The organism is Aneurinibacillus sp. UBA3580 (genome assembly GCF_002375825.1).
In the GTDB taxonomy this organism is placed as follows: Bacteria; Bacillota; Bacilli; order Aneurinibacillales; family Aneurinibacillaceae; genus Aneurinibacillus; species Aneurinibacillus danicus.
In genome coordinates this window covers 1-13,232 of the sequence record NZ_DFMZ01000058.1, presented here as the reverse complement: position 1 = coordinate 13,232, position 13,232 = coordinate 1, and the positions used below count along the sequence as shown (strand labels likewise).

At 45.7% G+C, this 13,232-nt stretch carries 14 protein-coding genes, 1 tRNA gene, 1 other RNA gene and 1 pseudogene; 11 read left to right on the top strand and 6 right to left on the bottom strand.

Annotated features, from left to right (window positions below):
- The 6 genes and pseudogenes from B2899_RS09395 to B2899_RS09370 form a co-directional block, all read right to left on the bottom strand.
- Positions 1-436, bottom strand: a pseudogene (locus tag B2899_RS09395) (RNA-guided endonuclease TnpB family protein); the annotation flags it as partial.
- Positions 437-519: 83 nt separating this feature from the next.
- Complete coding sequence (locus B2899_RS09390) at positions 520-792, bottom strand: helix-turn-helix domain-containing protein (protein WP_286885299.1); 273 nt, start codon at positions 790-792, stop codon at positions 520-522.
- On the bottom strand, positions 762-1,346 hold the full coding sequence (locus tag B2899_RS09385) for a sigma-70 family RNA polymerase sigma factor (RefSeq protein ID WP_286885298.1): 585 nt from the start codon (positions 1,344-1,346) through the stop codon (positions 762-764). Before B2899_RS09385 ends, B2899_RS09390 begins: the two co-directional genes overlap by 31 nt.
- A gap of 198 nt (positions 1,347-1,544) precedes the next feature.
- The gene (locus B2899_RS09380) at positions 1,545-2,747 is read right to left on the bottom strand and encodes an ABC transporter permease (protein WP_286885296.1); all 1,203 of its coding nucleotides are present in this window, start codon (positions 2,745-2,747) and stop codon (positions 1,545-1,547) included.
- A gap of 2 nt (positions 2,748-2,749) precedes the next feature.
- Positions 2,750-4,024, bottom strand: a complete 1,275-nt coding sequence (locus B2899_RS09375) for an HlyD family secretion protein (RefSeq protein WP_286885294.1) — start codon at positions 4,022-4,024, stop codon at positions 2,750-2,752.
- Between the two features lie 30 nt (positions 4,025-4,054).
- Positions 4,055-4,645: a TetR/AcrR family transcriptional regulator gene (locus B2899_RS09370; RefSeq protein ID WP_286885293.1), complete on the bottom strand. Its 591-nt coding sequence runs from the start codon at positions 4,643-4,645 to the stop codon at positions 4,055-4,057.
- Positions 4,646-4,874: 229 nt separating this feature from the next.
- On the opposite strand from B2899_RS09370, the gene B2899_RS09365 reads away from it, so the two are divergent.
- From B2899_RS09365 to B2899_RS09315, 11 genes are all read left to right on the top strand, one after another.
- A tRNA-Ser gene (locus B2899_RS09365) sits at positions 4,875-4,967 on the top strand.
- A gap of 337 nt (positions 4,968-5,304) precedes the next feature.
- Positions 5,305-5,676, top strand: coding sequence for a DUF2512 family protein (locus tag B2899_RS09360; protein WP_170230391.1), 372 nt, complete (start codon positions 5,305-5,307; stop codon positions 5,674-5,676).
- Between the two features lie 154 nt (positions 5,677-5,830).
- Positions 5,831-6,019, top strand: a complete 189-nt coding sequence (locus B2899_RS09355) for a hypothetical protein (RefSeq protein ID WP_146812206.1) — start codon at positions 5,831-5,833, stop codon at positions 6,017-6,019.
- A 74-nt stretch (positions 6,020-6,093) separates the two neighbouring features.
- Positions 6,094-6,816, top strand: a complete 723-nt coding sequence (locus tag B2899_RS09350) for a hypothetical protein (RefSeq protein WP_146812205.1) — start codon at positions 6,094-6,096, stop codon at positions 6,814-6,816.
- Between the two features lie 118 nt (positions 6,817-6,934).
- An RNA gene (gene ffs, locus B2899_RS09345) (signal recognition particle sRNA large type) lies at positions 6,935-7,198 on the top strand.
- Between the two features lie 424 nt (positions 7,199-7,622).
- Positions 7,623-8,750: an ATP-binding protein gene (locus B2899_RS09340; protein ID WP_286885289.1), complete on the top strand. Its 1,128-nt coding sequence runs from the start codon at positions 7,623-7,625 to the stop codon at positions 8,748-8,750.
- A 116-nt stretch (positions 8,751-8,866) separates the two neighbouring features.
- Positions 8,867-10,603, top strand: coding sequence for a DNA polymerase III subunit gamma/tau (gene dnaX / locus B2899_RS09335; protein ID WP_146812203.1), 1,737 nt, complete (start codon positions 8,867-8,869; stop codon positions 10,601-10,603).
- Between the two features lie 11 nt (positions 10,604-10,614).
- A complete protein-coding gene (locus B2899_RS09330) occupies positions 10,615-10,935 on the top strand; it encodes a YbaB/EbfC family nucleoid-associated protein (protein ID WP_146812202.1) in 321 nt (106 codons plus the stop codon).
- An 18-nt stretch (positions 10,936-10,953) separates the two neighbouring features.
- Complete coding sequence (gene recR, locus B2899_RS09325; RefSeq protein WP_146812201.1) at positions 10,954-11,550, top strand: recombination mediator RecR; 597 nt, start codon at positions 10,954-10,956, stop codon at positions 11,548-11,550.
- Positions 11,551-11,713: 163 nt separating this feature from the next.
- Positions 11,714-12,664 carry a CPBP family intramembrane glutamic endopeptidase gene (locus B2899_RS09320; RefSeq protein WP_286885282.1) on the top strand — a complete coding sequence of 317 codons (951 nt, stop codon included), beginning with the start codon at positions 11,714-11,716 and terminating at the stop codon, positions 12,662-12,664.
- 52 nt (positions 12,665-12,716) lie between these two features.
- Positions 12,717-12,983, top strand: coding sequence for a pro-sigmaK processing inhibitor BofA family protein (locus B2899_RS09315; RefSeq protein WP_146812199.1), 267 nt, complete (start codon positions 12,717-12,719; stop codon positions 12,981-12,983).
- Positions 12,984-13,232 lie beyond the last annotated feature (249 nt).

Genomic DNA, 13,232 nt, shown 5'->3' with positions numbered 1-13,232 from the left:
CCAGCCATTTCCGCTTCTGCGCAACCTTTGCGGTGAGAAGGCCCGCAAGCAATGGTTTGTCATTTTTGAACTTTAGTACAATCTGCTCGCCCGTGACGACAAACCCGTTTTGTTTAAACGGAAGGCAGAAGAAATGCTTTTTGCGCCACGGATACCTGGCCCGGCGGTCGCCTCTCCTGCGTTTCTCCTTCGTTCCCTTGCGGCATTCGTCATATTTGTCCACGATGGCCTGCACGGTTTGCGAATGAAGGCGGTACGCTTGTTTGCGGTTTGCCTGCAGCAGTGTTTTAGAAGCCCACCGCTTCCACGTGCGAAAATACAACACGGCTTCTTCGAGCGTATCGTTCCATACCCGCGCGGCTTCGCGTTGGTAGTCTCTGAGCGCCGCATACAGCACCGGATCATACGGAATGCGAAACGAGTGGGTGAGCTTCATCGAAACCCTCCTCTTATTTAGAAATCTCTTCCTGTAGTATACCACAAAACCGAACGTTTGTGCGACACGATTCATCCACACGCCTAAAGACGTGGGCTTTCTCGCGCTATTTCTGTAACCTGATAAAGTTCCCAGAACGAAGGAGCCGGCTGGACGCGGTAATTGTGTACGGCCTCCATGACTTTCAAGCATAGATGCTGGCGCAAATCTTCCCGTTCTTCGTAAGAAGTCTGGTAGAGAGAACGTTCAATCTTTGGCTGGAACCGCTGGAGAATGGCCAGCATGGCTTCTTTATCCTGGCGTTGTGCTTTTCTCGCAAGGGATATCAGGCTTGGGTGTTCTGTGTGGATTGGCAAAAGTCTCGTCCCTCCTTCATACTCATGCGCAGTTTGGCAAGCGCTTTTTTTCTCGTTTTGGAGACGGTTTGCTGGGATACACCGAGCTTGCGGGCGATTTCCGTATCGGAGAAATTCTGAATATAAACCTTTTCGAGTATCTGCTTTTCTTTGTCCGTAAGAAGCCGCAGCGCATGATAGAACGCTCTATGCTCACTGATTTCTTCCAGAGTGATGAGCGCATCGCTATGGAAGTCTATTTCTTCTGATGCGGCTACCCTATCCAGTATTGCTGAGCTTCCTTCATCGTCAAGCGGGGCATCAAGCCGCAGTGGACAGTGAGCGTTCTGCGCCCGAATCCGTTTGTCATATGCAATCGCGTGATAATGAATCAAGGTAGACAGATATGCGATGAATTGAATCTCCCTGCAGAAAGCTCGAAAACGATAATCTACCCTCTCCTGATTATACGGTGTCGGATCGCTTAGGGCGCGCTCAAAGAGGAGAGCGGATGTCTCGTCCTGCAAAAAATTTCGGATAAGCCGGTGTATACGGGAATTGGATGTCTCCTGCATGCTCATCACCCTCCTTTTTTATATAAAGAGGGAAAAAGAAGGGAAAACACAACATATAATAAGAACATTTGTTCGTATTTAATTGTAAAGTGATCAGGGAAATTATGCAAAGATATATTTTCCTATTTTATTTAGTGAATGTAAAAAAGCGCGAATGTCGTATTTTTACGAACGCTCGCGCTTTCTCAGTACGATATCTTAAGCCTGGACAGAGGGAGAAGGGGAAACTTCTTGCTCTGTTTTTTGTTCTGCTTTTATAAATAAGGGAGTAAGCAAGAATGCGATAAAATACGTAACTGCACCCATAAGGCCCAATGTTACGCAGTCACGCCACATTGTCTCAAACCCGTGTCCCTTAATGAAAATTTCTCGTACGCCGTCCAGAAAATACGTAAGCGGCAGCAGATGGCCAGCCACATCGAGCGCATAAGGCATTGCTTCGAATGGCCACGTAAATCCCGATAGCAGGAAAGACGGGACGGCAATCAGCATCGTAATCTGTGTCGAACCCACCTGGTTGCCGGAAAATAAACTTGCTAGATAGCCTATGCCAAGCAGCGCAAATACAAAGCTTATGGAAAGAGTGGCGGCCGGCAGGAGCAATCCGCGGAATGGTAGGTGGAATACATACAGGGCAAGGGTGAATGCAGTTACGTTGTTAACCAGCCCAATCAGGAAGTAAGGAGCTGTCTTCGCGTAAGCGATTCTCCACGGAAGTCCACGCCATACGGCAAACCGGTTCCATGTGCCCTTCTCTTTATCACGCGTTACTGTTAGCGCCACGCCAAGCAGGAGTACTTGCTGCAGAATCGCCCCGATGAGACCATATACAAGAAATTCATTGTAGTTAAACATCGGATTATACAGTACGCGGGAGCGGAACGGTATCTGGGAGAAGGTCGCCGTAATTTGTTCATCCTGTAGTCCTTGCTGCTTAAGTTTGACGGAAGAAGCGCCGTAGCTGAATGTCGTGATTATCTGATTGGCGGCGCGGGTGGCCGAGTTGGAGAACAGCATGTTGCTTCCGTCTACGAAGGTCAGTACCGGAACGTTTTCCCCGTGTTTTAAACGTGTAGAGAAATCGTTCGGAATAATAATGCCGACTCGCGCTTCTCCTCTTTCAATTGTTCGTTCTACTTCACTCTCGGATAAAGTATGTTTTGCGATGCGGAATGTTTCTGTCTCGTCAAACGATTGGACAATTTGCCGGCTAAGCTGACTGTTGTCGCCGTCGAAGACGACAGTCGGAATTTCCTTCAGCCGCAGGTTCGAGTATAAATAACCGAATAATGCCGTATACAGCAGCGGAACAAGAAAAAGAATGGCAAAAAGACGCCGGTCGCGAAGAATGTTCAACCATTCTTCGCGGATAACGGCTCCTACCTTTAGTGGAGATACCATGGTTACTTCTCCCCTTTATTCTGCCATTGGATCGTCATGCCCGTCGCTGTGTAATCCGGCAGATCGGTAAAGGTAACTTTTACGCCGAACGAGCGCACATCCGTATCACCTGTATTCTGGCTCGGCTTTTGAATTGCGAAATCAGCAGCCGGTTGAATAACCGTGATTTTGCCTTTTACAGTTTTACCGGTAGAGATGAGCTTCATGTTAATTACATCTCCGACTTTTAGGCCGTCAAGCTCTGTTTCAGGGAAGTAGAATTTGGCCCAGCGATCTTTGGTTACTTCTAACGTAAATACTGGGAAGCCGGCTCCGACCAGCTCGCCCAGTTGTGCCGACTGGGATGTAATAATACCGTCTGCCGGTGCACGGAGTTCAGTATAACCGATATATGTTTTCGCTTCATTTAATGCAGCCCGTGCTTTTGACATGTTGGCATTGGCAGATGATACGGAAGAGGCTGCCTGAGAAATCCCGGCTTCTGCTGCGTGAACGTCTTCTTGACGCAGGGTAATTTGCCCTTTGCCTGCTTCAGCCAGTGCAACGGCAGCTTTCGCCTGTTCAAGCTGTGCTTCTGCAGCCTGAATTTCTTCCTTACGCGGTCCGTTCTGCACCATTTCGTATTGTTTTTGGGCGGCTTCATATTCTGCTTTTGCTTTCTGGTAATTTAATTCGGCTTCGTCGACTTTCGCCTGCGGCACTGCTCCCTGTTCAAGCAGGGTCTTCATACGGTTATAATTGTCCTCCGCAAGGCGGTATGCTTCTTTGGTGGCATTCACTTTAATCTGCGCCTGCTCACGCTCTTCTTTACGTGCCCCATTCTTCAATGCATTCACATGCGCCTGTGCGGCTTTTACAGCGGCCTGTGCCTGTGCAACCTGGCGTTCTACGGTCTCTGCGGTTACATCTACCGAACTTTGTCCCTGTGCCTTTTTCGCTTCGGCTGCGGAGACAGCCGCTTGTGCCTGCTCTACACCGGCTTCTGCCGCACTCAGCGCAGCCTGTGCCTGTGCCGCTTTATCCTGTAGCTCCTTGCTTTCCAGGCGGGCGAGCAACTGACCTTTCTTTACCCGGTCACCTTCTTTGACATAGATTTCGCTGATGCGGCCTCCCATTTTGAAGCTGACGTTCATATTTGTCGCTTCAACATACGCTGTCGGCTGGCTGGTGGAAGTTGCTTCAATGCGGTTTGTTTCACCATACGAAGCCAGCGCATAGGCGCCGCCACCGATCAGCAAGGCCATCGTAGTAAACATAATCATGCGAATCCCTTTCATCTTTTTCTCCACCTCTACCTCTCCATTTTGTTACTCTTCTTCAAAAATTCCAAGCATATGTAGCACCAGACTCTGCAGGTTGTAGCGCAATGTGGGATTGTCAAGCGATTCTTCATGACTAATGGTGCGCATGGCGGTAAATCCGATCATGCCAAAGAGGCTGCTGGCAATGACCGCGACGTCCATATGGTGAGGGAGCTTTCCCCTGTCTTTTGCGGCTTGCAGTTCCTGCTCCAGGAGAACGAAATATTTCTGCAGCACGTGACGAATGGTATGATGCCTCTCCTGCGTACCCCAACTGCGGCTGAGAAGCAGGCGGCAGAAATCCTGCTCATTCTGGAAGAAATCGAAATGAGCTGCCACCAGTCTGATAATACGCTGGCGAAAATTATCTTCGCTCACCACATCGATGTAATCCTGAATCATTGTAATGAAGTTCTGCACGCCCGATTCCATTACGAATATATACAGGTCTTCTTTTGTTTTGAAGTTATAGTAGAGGGTACCTTTTGCGACGCCACAGATCTCCGCGATTTGTTCCATTGTCGTCTCGTTAAAACCTTTCTCCGCGAACGCTTTGAGGGCGCCCTGGAAGATTAATGTTTTTGTTTTTGCGCGCATACTTTCACCTCGTTTTTTAAACTGACTAGTCAGTACAAATTTGATTTTTATTATAAAATTGATGGAGGGTAAAATCAATACCGAAAGAAAGAAAAAACGCCCTCTGGGAAAGGAGAGCGCAAAAAAAAATGAGAGCGTTATTTTATGGTGTATAGATAAAGAAGCGTTGATTTATCTTAAAAAGATATGATATGATAATTCTCAGTCTGACGATATAAAGGCATAATTCGGAGATGTACCCAAGTCCGGCTGAAGGGGACTGACTCGAAATCAGTTAGGCGTCTTGCGGCGCGCGGGGGTTCGAATCCCTCCATCTCCGCCATACATACTTTTCTGTTTAAGAAACATAGACCTTCAATTGCTTGATCTGGCGATTGAAGGTTTTTTTGTGAAAATAAGGAAAAAAGAAGGAGGGAAAGAGAAAAGAAGATCTAAGGAAGAAAAAGGCCTTCGCCTTTTTCCCCATTGAAATCATTCCCTCGTTCTCTTCTCTCTTTTTCTTCGTACCACAAAAAGTCAGCCGTCCTTCCCTTCATTTTCATGGCAGAGCTTGTGGCTAATTGGTCATGGTGGTTTTGTATGACTGGAGAGTCGCGAATAAAATCGAATAAGTTATGCAACTATAAACATGAAAACAATCCGCAAAAGGGATGATGTCATTGAAGGAACCTTTGGAAAGTATAGACACCATAGTGATAAAAGTCGTGGCAGTCACAGGAGTTCTGGCTTTTATTTTAGGTTTGATCTATAGAGAAGAGATAAAGGACATTCTGATGATCAGCTTCCTTCTCTGCGTAATAAGCTATTATGTAGGAGATTTGGTTATTTTGCCGCTTACCAATAATTTGATAGCGACTCTTTTTGATTTCGGTATCGCGTTCCTGGTTATCTGGCTGACGGGACTCGGTTTTTTTCATGCAGATACCCCGGTGCTGCTCGTTTCTTTGGTCGCTGCGCTATTCATTGGAGTGGGAGAGTATTTACTTCACATTTTGATGCAAAGCGTATTACACGAACAACGTACCGAATGAAAGAACAAGCTTAAGCTTCGATTTTCGTGTGAAAGTCGAAGTTTTTTGTTTTTATGGAATATTTTGTCGAATATCTTTACTTACTAACATAAGCAACTTAAAATTCTAAGTAATACTATTTAACCAATTTTTATCTATCCGTTGGAGGTATGATATGGCAAAACAAGACATTTACCGTGCAGTCTTTGAAGCATGCATGACACGGTCTGATATGTATGCTTGCTATACGGGGCTGGTCCGTTGCATTATAGAAGAGATAGAGAACGATTGGGAGAGCATTCGGGAAATTCGCCTTGTAGAGCATGCTTATTCTTCGGTAAAAGAGAAAAAATTCCTGGACTAGTACAAAGACATAGGCAAGAAATTTCACGAAAACGGCTTTTCCTTTTCAAGAAGTATGAAAGAGGAGAATCCCGCATGAGAAAGAGAAACGTCGTTTTATCTCTGGTTGTCGCCACGTCCATTATTAGTGCCGGTGTATTCGTTGCTTCTTCCGTGCTTGAAAGCGCACAGGCGGAAGATCAGAATATTTCGGACATCGTACCTACCAACGAACCACCTTACCAGGTAAATATCGATGAAAACGCCACCCCTTCCCAGTTTGAAGCAGAAATGCGCAAAAGTCTTGTATATGAGCAAATACAAAAACCGAAGATTCCGGTTTCCGATCCGCGTCTCGATAAGATACAGGCGACGTTCTCCATAATTGAACAGCCGTTTGAAAAGCCCCTGGATAAGCCAAGAAAAGGTCGTCCGGACAAGATGGTGATTGATCCGTTCACCGGAGATGCCAAATACACGAATGGTATCGTTATTAATCGTGAAGGACGGGCTACGAAGATACCGGAGGACGCCTCGCCTTTTCGAGGGCAAATTCCAGCTGTGGTGCGGGTTATGGCCGCTGATATCGCAGAGATGACCAGGAAGCCATATACAACGCAATTGGCATATGACGTAATGAAGCAGACGACGGAGTTGCAGAAGTATATGGATATCCTCGACCTCACTGAAGTGACCGGTGTTTTAGTTGAGCTAAATACATACATTACCGACGGCAAATCTTCATTTAATAAAGCCGCTGCCCTTATTCAAGAAATAAATAAGCTGGTGAACTTCGACAAACTGGAAGAAAAGGAGTAAAGCAAGACGCTATGCCAGGATTTACGCATATAACGGCACGGACAAAAGCTTGCGTTGCTTTTTCTTTTTTGATAAGATAATTAGGCAGTGATGCTGCATAACATTGTGTATAAATTTGTCGCACTAGACGGGGAGGTAGCGGTGCCCTGTACCCGCAATCCGCTGTAGCGGGGTTGAATTCCTGTCTGAGGTGCGCTTCATGTGGGGTCAGGTCTGTGTAAGTGGTGTTGAGAGTCGGGTCCTGTGCAACGGGAACCCATGAACCTGGTCAGGTCCGGAAGGAAGCAGCCATAAGTGGACCATCCCGTGTGCCGCAGGGTGGCCTGGCTTGAGCTAACTGCACGGAGCCGCCTGGATGAACGTATCGACGGCAGGTGTGCGGCTCTATTTTTATAAAACTCCTGATGTGCTATACATCAGGAGTTTTATTTTGCGGAATAAAAAGGAAATTATAAAAATAGACAGAATATATCAATATGGCAAATATCTCCGGTAGTGGGGTGAAAAGAAAAATGCCCGACAATTTGTTTCAATTAGAAGTCAATATGGATCAAATGAGACGCTATTTACACAGTGTTCCTTTTGCTGCCGTTTTTTTAGATGGGGAAGGAAGGGTTATAGAAGCGAATTCCATTTTGCTACAGGCTACGGGACACACCTATACAGAGATAAAAGAAAAAACGTTTCACGACTTATTTGTTACAAAAGAACGGTTTGCATCCTGGCTTCACCATTGCAATGTTTTGCAAAGTAAATCCAATCGTATGCCGCGAGGTTTGTTAAAGTTGCGCTCTGGTAGTACATGTATGTGTGATTTGATAATTTACAGTGATAATAATCAAGCGTCCCTGCATTATCTTGTGCTGCCTACAATTCGAGATATTCCGGGTCAATCGCTTTCGTCTTGTTTTTATCCTCAAATCATTCAGAATATTAATTTGGGCATCGTTATATTGAACGAACATGCACATATCATCGAAATCAGTGATACGGCCTGCGCCATACTAGGTGTGGAGAAGCAGCATGTCATTAACCGGATGATTGAGGATGCGTTTCCCGGCATGAAAGAAGACCAGGGATTTATTTCTTCCGCAGTGCTGAGAGGAGTTACGATGTCTGATAAGCCGTATTCCTGGTTTAACGGGAACCAGCGGTTTGAATTGATTGTAGATTCGGATGTGCTGCGAGATACGGCAGGAAAAATCAAAGGTGGATACTACATATTTAAGGACGTGACAAATACACGTTCGTTGGTCGACAAGATTGAGCGCAGTGACAGGCTGGCGATGATTGGACAGATTGCGGCCGGGACCGCTCATGAAATCCGTAATCCGCTTACATCCATTAACGGTTTTTTGCAGATGATGAATAAATCACTGGCTGAAGCAGGTATGGATAAGGAAAAGGGTTATACGGACATTATGCTGATTGAAGTTAAACGCATTAATGATTTGGTTAGTGAATTTTTATTGCTGAGCAAACAGAAAGAAATTCAGTATAAGCTTGTGGACGTGGAGCAAGTATGCATGGAAATTCTGCCAATAGTAAAAAATGAAGCGCTGCTGTATGGCGTAGAAGTGGTCGTGGAGAAAGAGAACTCGCTTCCGTTAATTATGGGGGACAGCGAACTGTTAAAGCAGGTTTTCTTGAATATTGCAAAGAACGGCATTGAGGCAATAGGAGGAAAAGGGACGTTGACAGTGCGATTTTTCCACATGGAAAGCCATGTAGAGATTACGATTCATGATACAGGCCCTGGCATTCCTCCCTATTTGGCGGATAAAATTTTCGAACCCTTTTTTACAACCAAGGAAAACGGTACGGGCTTGGGTCTTCCTGTATGTCAAAAGATTATTCATGATATGGGCGGAAGCATCCGTGTATCAAGCAAAGGCTACGGAACAATTTTTCATATTCTGCTCCCTTCCTGTTAACAATCCTCTTTCCCTTTTCCGCAAAGTAAAGAAAATGATATAATAAAAAATGCGTGAATTATATTATTCGCGGGCATTTTTTCATACATGCACCGCAAGAAAGATGGAGATACAAGATGGCTTATCGGGCACTGTATCGTATTTGGCGTCCGCAAACGTTTGCCGATATTGTAGGTCAAGAACATGTGACAAGAACGCTGCAGAACGCGCTTAAAGAGCAGAGGTTTTCGCATGCGTATTTGTTTAACGGGCCGCGGGGAACGGGAAAGACGAGCGCCGCAAAAGTGATGGCGAAAGCGGTCAACTGTGAGCGGGGGCCGGCGCCCGAGCCCTGCAATGAATGTGCTGCCTGCCGGGGTATTACGGAAGGTTCGGTTGTAGATGTAATGGAGATTGATGCTGCATCCAACCGTCGAATTGAAGAAATCCGTGATATTCGCGATAAAGTGAAATACGCTCCGACCGAAGTCCGTTATAAAGTATATATTGTGGATGAAGTACACATGCTGACACCGGAAGCGTTCAACGCATTGTTGAAGACGCTGGAAGAGCCGCCGGCGCATGTGATTTTTATTCTGGCGACAACCGATCCGCATAAGCTCCCGGCCACCATTATTTCGCGCTGCCAGCGTTTTGATTTTCGCCGTATTGGAAGTGCGCAACTTGTAGGCCGGATGAAGCAAGCGATTGCCGCCGAGAATATTACTATATCGGATCAGGCGCTTACGTTTATTGCACGCATGGCCGAAGGTGGAATGCGGGATGCATTAAGTCTTCTCGATCAGGCGCTTTCCTTTGGCGGGGAGAGAATTGAGCTTGAAGATGTGATGGCGATTACGGGTTCCGCTTCGCATGCGATACTTGCTGAGACAGCTCTTCATATTAAGGAAGGAGCGGCGTCGGATGCGCTTGACGTAGTGCGCAGGCTGGTGCAGAATGGCAAAAGTCCAGAACAATTTCTGGATGATTTACTTTTCTATTTCCGTGACTTACTTCTTTATAAGACGGCACCACAGCTTGAAGAGATACAGGATCGCATTATGCTCGATGATAAGTTCCAGGAATTGGGCGATGTATTTGAACGTTCCCATCTATTTCTGATTATTGAGAAGCTGAATCAAGCCAAGCACGATATGAAGCGGGCGAGTCAGGCGAGGATTATGTTGGAGCTTATCCTTATCCAGCTTTGCCAGATTGGTGAACAGGCTGCTTCAATGGGCTCTCACTCTTCCGGTCTTTCATCCGGCTCAGCAGGGATGTCTTCGGAAGAAGTGGAACAATTAAAGCGACGTATTCAAATGCTGGAGAATCAGATTAAGCGGTTAGAGAACGGAAATGCAGGGGGACAGGAGCTGACGGTTGCAGCGGCACCGCGTAGGGAAACGCGGCGTTCAAGTATACAGCCCACTGTCAAAATTCCAACGGGGCGAATCCGGGAAGTGGCGGCCGCTTCGATCGAGCCGCAGCTTAAACGGCTGCGCGCCATCTGGCCGGATATTTTGCAGCAAGTGAAAGCACGTAGCGTGCGTCTGCATGCATGGCTTTTAGATGGGCGGCCAGTAGCGTTGTCTCAGGATGCTCTGGTCGTATGTTTTAAAAGTGTGATTCACTGTGAGACGACATCCCGCGAGTTAAACAAGCAGTTAATCGAAGAAGTAGTAAAAGGGTTTATTAATCGGTCTGTTGAATTGTTTACACTGATGGAAAACCAGTGGAAAGAGATTAGTGAATCTGTGGGGGCGCCTAATCAGGAACGAGAACAGGCGGCAGAGCAAACGGAATCGGAGTCTGAGCCGGTGGTTGATGAAGCTGTTAAACTTTTTGGTGAAGAGTTGGTAGACATAAAAGATTAGGAGGAACGAATATGTTCGGTGGCGGAAATATGCAAAACATGATGAAGCAGATGAAAAAGATGCAGCAGCAGATGCAAAAAGCACAGGAAGAGCTGAAAGAGAAAACGGTAGAAGGTACATCCGGTGGTGGCATGGTGACTGTCACGGCCAATGGCCACAAAGAGATTTTGAGCATTAAAATCAAGCCGGAAGCAGTTGATCCGGATGATGTAGAAATGCTGGAAGACCTGGTGCTGGCTGCAGTGACGGAAGCAATGAACAAAGCCGATGAGATGGTAGCAAAAAGTATGGGCAAATTTACGGGAGGCATGAACCTACCGGGATTATTCTAAGATATAGGGGAGAACTGTGTGTATTATCCCGAGCCAATAGCAAAACTGATTGACGGATTTATGAAATTGCCAGGCATTGGGCCGAAAACGGCAGCGCGTCTGGCTTTTTTTGTGTTAGGCATGAAGGAAGATGATGTTTTGGAAATCGCAAAGGCACTGGTCAACGCCAAGCGGAACCTCGTGTATTGTTCTGTGTGCCAGAATATTACGGATGTGGACCCGTGCCGAATCTGCGCGGATACATCGCGTGATAAATCGATGATTTGCGTTGTGCAGGAACCGAAAGATTTGATTGCGATGGAAAAGACGCGGGAATATAATGGATATTATCATGTACTGCATGGGGCGATTTCACCCATGGAGGGAATCGGACCGGAAGACATTCGCGTTCCTGAATTACTGCGCCGTTTAGAGGACGAGGAAGTGAAGGAACTAATCTTGGCTACGAATCCGAATATTGAGGGCGAGGCCACGGCGATGTATATTTCCCGACTTGTAAAACCGTTTGGTATCCGTGTAACTCGAATCGCGCACGGCCTTCCGGTTGGCGGCGATTTAGAATATGCGGATGAAGTGACGATTTCAAAAGCGCTGGAAGGTAGAAGAGAGCTATAAAAGTACCACTTCTTCTAAGGAAGAATAAGGCGGTAGATTCAACATCGTGGTCATTCTTTAAGAATGAGGGACCGATATGTGTTGGAACACCGCTTTTTCTTTTGGAGCTTGTTCTTTTTGATGGATAAATTGAATATGTTTGTACAGATGGTGAGGTGAGTATGTGATTAGACAAGAGCGGTGGGAAAGAATAGCATTTTACTCCGCACTATTGCTGCTAATTGGATATGTAAGCAGCTTGGCGCTCGAGTTTTCATCCTTGCAGTGGATAGCCACAGAGCAGGGGAAATGGCGCGTTGAATCTTCAGAGGATGTGACATTGCTGGGATTTGTTTTTTTTATAGGTACCCTGTTTTTCAGTATTGTTCCCGCTTTTTTTTATATTCCCGCCCTGTTTAAAACGATACGAAACGAATTCCCTGGATGGGAAACCGGAGTTTCCGGAAGATATGCGATGTATTACTTTGCTCTATATCAAGTATCTTACGGTGCTATGCTTGTGTTTTATATGATTTTTCCGTATCCCTGGTTTTCTGAGCAATCTGTTTTAGGGTTTATTGAATCGTTTTTGCCACAGGTCATGATGCTTTTGTTTGCGCTGCTTCTTTTTGGAAGGCGTCTGCATGACATTGGATTTGTCCGTCCGGCCAAAGTAAAGCAATTATTTTTTACAGCTATCCTTTTCTATTTATTTTCTACATTTTTGTTGGATCTTATCGTGACTGTTCCGATTGCTGATTATTTCCGCTTTGAATTGGACTCCTGGAGAGAAGAGCAAATTTCCGGGGAAGTAATTCAAGCGAAAAACATAAGTTGGGTAGCTGGAATTGTTGAAGTGTTGCTAGTCGGCTTATTTGTTCCGATTGCTGAAGAAACGATGTTTCGCGGAGTGCTGCAAACCGCTCTGACCAGGCGTTTTGGTGCTGTGCTTGGCATACTTGGTTCAAGCTTTCTATTTGGCGCGATTCATGTAGACCCTGTTTTATTTCCGTCGTTGTTTGCAATGGGATTAATGCTTGGCTTTCTACGGCATTACTATCGGAGTATTTGGGCGGCGATTTTATTCCATGCATTAAACAATACAATTACCGTATTGATTTATTTTTTTCAATAAGAGCAATGTTCTTAGGTATATAGGTAAAAGCAGGCAGGGAAGGAGAGAGAAAGTGGATAGCGTGACAGTTGGCATTGTAGTTGTGGTGGCAGGTCTGGTTTTTGTATTGATGAACCAGGGGGCCTGGAACTGGGTAAAGTGGGCTGGATGGGCGGTAGGGAATCTGGTCATTGGCGGTATCATCCTTTTTCTCTTCAATCTTGTAGCGGAATCATTTGCTTTTGAAATTCCGATCAACCCGGTAACGGTTACGGTAGCTGGATTTTTGGGTTTTCCCGGACTCGCTGCTTTGGTAATCATTAAACAATTTATTTTATAAAGGTATTGACTCTTAGATGAGCATATGATAAATTAAATAAAGTCCGCTAACGACGGGCTTTAATTTTTTCGCAAACGAATTCGATTTTGTTATTGACTTATCGATTTGTATGTGATAAATTAATAAAGTCGCCGCTGAGATGTGGCGATATACAAAAAAGAAGTTCCTTGAAAACTGAACAGTACCACTCGATGTGTGCGAGTAAAACAACCCATAAAAGTGTAGTGAATGCTTTTATGGAGCCCGAAA

Coding starts and splice junctions, on each gene's coding strand:
- dnaX (WP_146812203.1), top strand. CDS start 8,867: ATGGCTTATCGGGCACTGTATCGTATTTGGCGTCCGCAAACGTTTGCC.
- B2899_RS09370 (WP_286885293.1), bottom strand. CDS start 4,645: ATGCGCGCAAAAACAAAAACATTAATCTTCCAGGGCGCCCTCAAAGCG.
- B2899_RS09350 (WP_146812205.1), top strand. CDS start 6,094: ATGAGAAAGAGAAACGTCGTTTTATCTCTGGTTGTCGCCACGTCCATT.
- B2899_RS09340 (WP_286885289.1), top strand. CDS start 7,623: ATGTGTGATTTGATAATTTACAGTGATAATAATCAAGCGTCCCTGCAT.
- B2899_RS09375 (WP_286885294.1), bottom strand. CDS start 4,024: ATGAAAGGGATTCGCATGATTATGTTTACTACGATGGCCTTGCTGATC.
- B2899_RS09385 (WP_286885298.1), bottom strand. CDS start 1,346: ATGCAGGAGACATCCAATTCCCGTATACACCGGCTTATCCGAAATTTT.
- B2899_RS09380 (WP_286885296.1), bottom strand. CDS start 2,747: ATGGTATCTCCACTAAAGGTAGGAGCCGTTATCCGCGAAGAATGGTTG.
- B2899_RS09330 (WP_146812202.1), top strand. CDS start 10,615: ATGTTCGGTGGCGGAAATATGCAAAACATGATGAAGCAGATGAAAAAG.
- B2899_RS09355 (WP_146812206.1), top strand. CDS start 5,831: ATGGCAAAACAAGACATTTACCGTGCAGTCTTTGAAGCATGCATGACA.